Annotated in this window: 4 protein-coding genes; 1 reads left to right on the forward strand and 3 read right to left on the reverse strand. The window is 54.2% G+C overall.

The genetic code is table 11. The features are described from left to right. Nucleotides 1–39 precede the first annotated feature (39 nt). The 3 genes from VGJ94_16405 to VGJ94_16415 all read right to left on the reverse strand — a co-directional run bounded on the left by VGJ94_16405 (nucleotide 40) and on the right by VGJ94_16415 (nucleotide 4,539). Nucleotides 40–1,602, reverse strand: a complete 1,563-nt coding sequence (locus VGJ94_16405) for an AMP-binding protein (GenBank protein HEY3278198.1) — start codon at nucleotides 1,600–1,602, stop codon at nucleotides 40–42. Nucleotides 1,603–1,679: 77 nt separating this feature from the next. Continuing rightward, nucleotides 1,680–2,705 (reverse strand): TRAP transporter substrate-binding protein, encoded by a 1,026-nt coding sequence (locus VGJ94_16410; GenBank protein ID HEY3278199.1) that lies wholly within the window; start codon nucleotides 2,703–2,705, stop codon nucleotides 1,680–1,682. A 208-nt stretch (nucleotides 2,706–2,913) separates the two neighbouring features. Beyond that, nucleotides 2,914–4,539 (reverse strand): PAS domain S-box protein, encoded by a 1,626-nt coding sequence (locus tag VGJ94_16415; GenBank protein HEY3278200.1) that lies wholly within the window; start codon nucleotides 4,537–4,539, stop codon nucleotides 2,914–2,916. A 295-nt stretch (nucleotides 4,540–4,834) separates the two neighbouring features. Between VGJ94_16415 and VGJ94_16420 the strand changes: the two genes are divergently transcribed. After that, nucleotides 4,835–6,611: PAS domain-containing protein (locus tag VGJ94_16420; protein HEY3278201.1), on the forward strand; the 1,777-nt coding region annotated here is incomplete at its 3' end.

The following is a 6,611-nucleotide window of genomic DNA, read 5'->3' on the forward strand; positions in this document are numbered from 1 at the left end:
TTCCGGCACGCTTCCTTCCGTAGACCCCCGCGAAGGGCCTCAGGATGCCTCTCGGGTTATGTAACGCTGCCGGAGCTTCGGTTTCTCTATCTTCCCCGTCGGACTTCTCGGAACGCTGTCAAATATGATCTTACGGGGCCGCTTGTAGCGCGGGAGGTTCTCCTCGCAAAAACGCAGGACCTCCGCTTCGGTAAGGCCGTTGACAGCAACGGGATCGATTACGGCCGTGACGATCTCCCCGAGCCTTTCATCCGGGGTGCCTATCACCGCCACATCCCTTATGCCGGGGTGTTTCTGCAGAGCCTCTTCGACCTCGACGGGATATACATTTTCGCCGCCGCTGATGACAAGGTCTTTTGCCCGGTCCACCAGGTAGATATAGCCGTCTTCATCCAGACGGGCCAGGTCCCCGGTGCGGAGCCAGCCGTCCACAATGGTCCTTTGGGTCAGCTCGGGATTTTTATAATACTCCTTCATCACGCCCATGCCTTTTATTGCTATCTCGCCTACCGCGCCGGCCGGTACATTGTTCCCGAGGTGGTCGATGATGCGGGCATCCCATAAGAGCCCGGGTTTTCCGATGGCGCCGATCTTTTCTTCGGTCGTGATGTGGTTATGGATCGTCCCGGGTCCCGAGCTTTCGCTCAGTCCATAGGTGTTATGACACTCCATGTGGGGGAAATAGGCTTTCCAGCGCCTGATGAGGCTCGTCGGTATAGGCTGGGCGCCCATCTGAAGAATGCGCCAGCAGCCCAGGTCGTACTCTCCGGCCTTGAGCGCTCCCTTGTCCAGAGCCTCGAGGATGTCGAGGGCCCAGGGGACCAGAAGGAATGAGACCCGGAGGCGCTCGGTGCTCACTGCCTCGAGAATTGCCCGGGGGGTGACGGCCTCCGTCAGGAGAGCGGTCTTCGCCCCGATCAGCATGGAACCCAGGAGATGCCCCATGGCCACATGGTACATGGGCGGCATCATGAGAAGGGAATCCCCTTTCGTGAGGGAAAGATTGGTCACTTCGTTCATGGCAGGGGCAAACAGGTTTTTGTGGAGCAGGAGGATCGGCTTCGGCGCCCCGGTGGTTCCCGAAGTGAAGTAGAGCCCGCATTCATCTTCGTCCAATATGACCGTCCCAAGGGGCAGGGGAGGGCTTCCGGCAATGAGTCCTTCCGTGGTCTCCATGTCGCCTGAAGATGGCTTTTCGCTTATGGCCACCAATGTTTTTACCGTAGGAAGTTTCGATCGGATCGCCTCCATCCGGGGCCCGTACTCCTCGTCGAAGATAAAGAATCCCGGTTCGGCTGCCGCGGCGCAGTAAATGAGGTTTTCGTCAGTGAAGCGGAAATTGAGAGGATTTACCCATGCCCCGGTCTTGGCGATGGCAAAGAAGGCCTCGAGCCAGGCGATGGAATTCTTGCCGAGAAGGAAGACCCGGTCACCCTTTTTCACTCCCCTCGCCACCAGTGCATTGGCGAGGCTATTGGTGCGGTCATTGAAGCGTGCCCAGGTAGTCTCTATCTTCTTCTTTGAAACCGGCCGGATCTCTACGAATGCCGTCTCGTCCGGATAAATACGTCCGTTCCTGTATACCAGATCCACTATGTTCATCGTTACCTCCGATCATGCTTATCGATTGCCGGAAGGGAAAAGGGACGGGTGCATGGCAACCGTCCCTTTTCGCCTTTTCAGTTATTGTGCTTGAGATAGTCAAGGCAGAACTTGAGGGCTTCTTCACCGGGAAGACCCTTCGCCTTCGTGCCCTTCACGTAGTCGTCCAGGAGAGGTTTCATTTTCACGGCCCATCTGCCGTTCTCCTCGGCGGACAGGGGGATGATCTTGTTGCCCCTCTTCAGGGTAAAGTCTTTCCCCTCCTGCTCGATCTGATCCCAGAGGGCGCCCTGTTTTTCGATCCATTCGTGGGAGACCTGGTCGAATACCTTCTGGATGTCCGGGGGTAACGACGCCCAGCGTGCCTTGTTCATTACCACGAACATGCCGGTCGAATACCCCGCGGCATAGTCGAGGGTCGAATATTTGATGACCTCGCCCCACTTGAATCCCTGGAGCGCTTCCATGGGCGACATGGCGCCGTCCGCGACCCCTGTGCGGAGCGCATCATAGGTTTCCGGCTGGGTGGTGCCTACCGGCGCCCCGCCCAGGGCTATGACGATCTTCGAGGCGAGGCCGGTAGCCCTGATTTTCATACCCTTCACGTCCTCGAGTTTGGAGACCGGTTTTTTGGTGTGGAGGAGGCCGGGGCCGTGGGCATGGAGATAGAGCACTTTCACGTCGTCAAGCTCCTTCGGCTTGAATTTTGCGTAATATGCGTTGATCAACCTCGTGGCGGAGAGCCCGTCCCTGTAGCCGAGAGGCAGGTCGATGACTTCCGTGAGCGGAAATTTTCCCCTCGTATAGGCAAAGCAGCTAAAACCTATATCGGCAATGCCTTTCACCACATTGTCATAGGTCTGGGCCGCGGGGGTGAGGGTCCCTCCGGGAAAATAGGCGATCTTCACCTTGCCGTTGGTCCTTTTTTCGAGCTCCCGGCACCATTGCTCGGCGAGGAGACTGTGCTTATGGGGAGCGGGGAAGAAGTTGGAGTAGTTGAGAGAGATGACTTTCTGCGCGTCCACGCTGCCGGGAACAGATACGCTACAAAGAGTAAGGAGAAGAACCAGAAGAAATACTTCACCTGCAACAGCTTTTCTCATCGTGTTACCCCCATTCGATTTTTTGTTATGGCCCCGGGGTCATAACTTTTGGATTCCCGGGAGGTTCCTCCCTCCGCCCGAAGAATAAAAAAGTAATAACATAAGGATCAGGGGAATAAATGATAAGAAAAGGGCACTATAATGGCAGCATAAAGATGCTATTATAATTTATGGACAGAGGACAACGTAGGCCTGTCTTTACTCTTTTTCAGCCGAGGGACATGAGGTAGGATTTTAAATTGACCTTTCTTTTAGTGAGACCGAGCTTATCGCGGATATTCTGGCGGTGATGGTTGATGGCGTTCTCCGATACACCCGACACAACGGCTATCTCCTTTATGGTCTTACCGTCCTTGATGAGATTGGCTACCATGATTTCCGTAGGAGTGAACTGGGAATAGACGTATACCATTTTCTGTGCGAAGGGGGAGACGATGTTTTTCAGGTTAGTTTGGAGGATATCGACGTAGGTCCTCTGCTCGTGGTCGAGCCGTTTGTCACGTAATTTCTCCACATAAGGGAGTACGAGCTTTTTTACATTACTGATAATCTTGTCTTCCATCTCGCTCTTGTCCTGCTCTCTTTGCTTGAGCAGGATCTTAAGAGCTGCATTGACCTCTTCGAGGTTGAGCGTCTTGACCTTCAGCTCTTCCCCGTCCTGCTTCTGCTCCGTAATATCCCGCACAAATCCCCCGATCCCCACGGTCTTCTGTCCGAGTGTGACGGCAAATCTTCGGGTCTCGTAGATACGGCGCCCTATCTGCTCCTCGAGGACCACGATCGATGAAGACCTGAGGGACCTCCTGTCCGCCCGCTCCGCTTTTGCCGCGTCTTCCCTGGGGCGGAGCTCAAAATCCCTCTTCCCGATAATTTCATCCTCATCCTTGCCGAAGACTTTTCTCAGCCTTTTATTGACGATTATATAGCGAAGTCGTTCATCCTTCAGGAATACGCCGTCAGAAGTGGAGTCTATGAAGGTCCTGTACCGCTCCTCGCTTCCCCGTAACGCATCCTCCATCTCCTTCCGGGGCGTGATATCTTCTATGGTCCCTTCGTAGTAGAGGGTTTTACCTTTGCCGTCGACCACCTTCCTCGCGTTGATGGAGACCCAGGCTTTATCCCCGTCCTTCTTATACACCTGTTCTTCAAAGCCTTCCACCGATCCATCCGTCTCGCAGAGTTCTTTGAACCGCTCCCGGTCTTCGGGGTGAACGTAAAGCTCCTTTCCGATATCGGTATAGGAATTTACCAGTTCCTCTGCTGATCTGAAGCCGTACATTTTCGCAAAGGTCGTATTGGCGGTAATTACTTTTCCCGAAGGGGTGGTCTGGAAAATACCTTCTATGGCGTTCTCGAATATGGACCGGTACTTCTCTTCACTCTCCCTGAGCCTCTTTTCGGATTCCTTCCTTTCGTGTATGTCCCTTACGATTGCCTGAAGGAGGCGTGAGCTGCGGTTGATCTCAATCTGGTTGAGGCTGACTTCGGCGTCAAATTCTGCTCCATCGTGCCGACAGTGCTTCCATTCGAAAAACTGGGGTTCTCCCGCCATGGCGGCAGTCCCTTTTTCCACGGCCTTCTTTCGGGAAACACGTCCATCAGGCTGGTAATAGGGAGAGAATCTATAAGGCGTCTGCCCCACGATCTGATCTCTCGAGCACCCAAACATGGTCAGAAACTTCTGGTTGCAGTCGATGATGATATGACCCTCCATCAAAAATATGGCGTCATTGGCGTTGTCGAAGAGCGTCCGGTACTTGACCTCGCTTTCCCGCAGCTTCTCGATTGCCCGTCTGCCTTCGGTGATGGTTTCGCTCCCCTTGTCCTTCCTCATTTTGAGGCCCCGATCATGTTCTTTTTCTTAAAGAATACCACTCGCACGAGGCGAGGGCAAGGAAGACGCGCACCTCACGGGAGGGGAAAATATTGAAGGAGGCAAAAATATTGTAAAAGGAGACAGGATAGCGTAGTATACAAAAAATCACTATTTCTATTGGACATCCGATTAATGGGATGGATCCCGCGGACGCGACGCCGGACTGCCGTCTTCCCGGGAATGGAGAGGTTCTGCCGTAGGCCATCGGACGGGGAGGGCCTGTCGGCGCCGGCGAAGCAAATAAGTGGGGGTTATGAGGGGGGAGATTAAGGAGTTGCCGGGCCGCGACCGGAATGCGAGTGAAGGGACCGTAAGAGACGCCGTCGACTACAGAATTCTTTTCGAGAATTCGAGGGTACCCATGCTTCTTCTGCGAGGCAACCGGTTCATCATGTGTAATGAAGCAGCCCTGGCAATGCTCCGTTGCCCGGACAGGGACCGGCTTCTTGGATCGAGTCATCTTCAGATATCTCCGAAACATCAGCCCGACGGAAAAAAGTCTGCCGATAAAGAGAAGGAGGTTCTGCCCCGGGAAGGGCGTGACCAGAGTCAATTCGAATGGACCTACAGGACCTTCGACGGCGGTTATATCCGGGTAGACGTTTCCATTACCCTCATTCCCACGAAAGGAAAACCCTTATCCCAAATTGTCTGGCATGAGGGGGTTAGAGGAAAAGAGGACAATGAGGGGCATGGGCCGGTCGGAGACGGGTACCGTGATACCTTCGAGAATGGGGTGAGCGGCATATTCCGCACCACTCCCGACGGCCGTTTCCTGACAGTGAACCCGGCCCTTTCTTCCATCTGCGGGTTCCCCTCTCCGGGGGCCATGCTCGCCGCGTTACCACGCATTGAAAATCAGTACGTGAATCCTGAGGACAGGGAAAACCTGAAGAAGCTCCTCGACAATCCCGGCTTTGTGTCGAGATTCGAGACCCAGTTATACCGGAATGACAAAAGCACCATATGGGTTTCTTTAAGTGCCAGGGCAGTAAAAGACGATAAAGGCGCCACCCGTTACTACGAGGGTTTCGTCGAAGATATTACCCAGCGAAGAAAGGCCGAAGAGGCCCTTCGCCGGGAAAAAGCAACATTTTTCACGATCCTCGACAACGATCCTGTAGGCGTAGTATTAAGTGATCGAAAGGGCAATTATCTTTACGTGAACAGGGAATTCACCAACGTTACCGGCTATAGTCATGAAGATGTGCCCACGGGAGGAGACTGGCTCAGAAAGGCCTTTCCGGAAGCAGACTACCGTAAGAGCGTCCGTAATGAATGGCGCAAGAACGGCTCGTCCGAAGGCGGAGAATGGATGGATGTGGAGTTCTCCATTGTCTGCAAGGACGGCATGAGGAAGGATATCGAGTTCAGATCGACCTTTCTGAAAGAGTACAGCATCACCGTACTGAAGGACGTGACGAAGCGAAAGGAATTCGAGGTCGCCCTGCAGGAGAGTGAAGAGAAATATCGCAATATTTTTGAAAACGCCACGGAGGGTATATTCCAGACTACCATCGAGGGCAGGGTGATAAGCGCCAACCCGGCCTTTGCACGCCTTTTCGGCTTCGCCTCCCCCGAGGAGATGGTGGGGTCGGTCCGGGACCTGGGCAGAGAGGCGTATGCGGATCCCGGCAGGAGAATGGAATTGAAGGAAGCCCTGGAGAGAGAGGGGTTCGTTCGTAACTTCGAAGTGCAGTGCCGCCGGAGAGACGGGCGGAGGCTGTCGATCAGTGCGAATGTCAGGGTAGTGCGCGATGACACGGGAGATATCCTGTTTTATGAAGGGACTATGACCGATATCACCGAACGGAAGGTCATACAGGAGGACCTCGAGCAGAAATCGAGGAGCCTGGAGGAAGCGAATGCGGCGCTGAGGGCGCTTCTGGCTCACCGGGAGCAGGATAGCCACGAGCTTGAGGAAAAAGTGCTAAGTAATGTAAAGGAACTGGTCATTCCTTATGTGGAGCGGCTCAAGGAGGGGAGATTCGCGGGGGACAGGCAGATAGTTGACATTATAGAGACCAACC

This window comes from Syntrophorhabdaceae bacterium, from assembly GCA_036504895.1.
Classification (GTDB): Bacteria; Desulfobacterota; Syntrophorhabdia; order Syntrophorhabdales; family Syntrophorhabdaceae; genus PNOM01.

Bases quoted from the DNA above. Each gene is read 5' to 3' on its own strand.
- VGJ94_16410 (HEY3278199.1), bottom strand. From the start codon at position 2,705: ATGAGAAAAGCTGTTGCAGGTGAAGTATTTCTTCTGGTTCTTCTCCTT.
- VGJ94_16415 (HEY3278200.1), bottom strand. From the start codon at position 4,539: ATGAGGAAGGACAAGGGGAGCGAAACCATCACCGAAGGCAGACGGGCA.
- VGJ94_16405 (HEY3278198.1), bottom strand. From the start codon at position 1,602: ATGAACATAGTGGATCTGGTATACAGGAACGGACGTATTTATCCGGAC.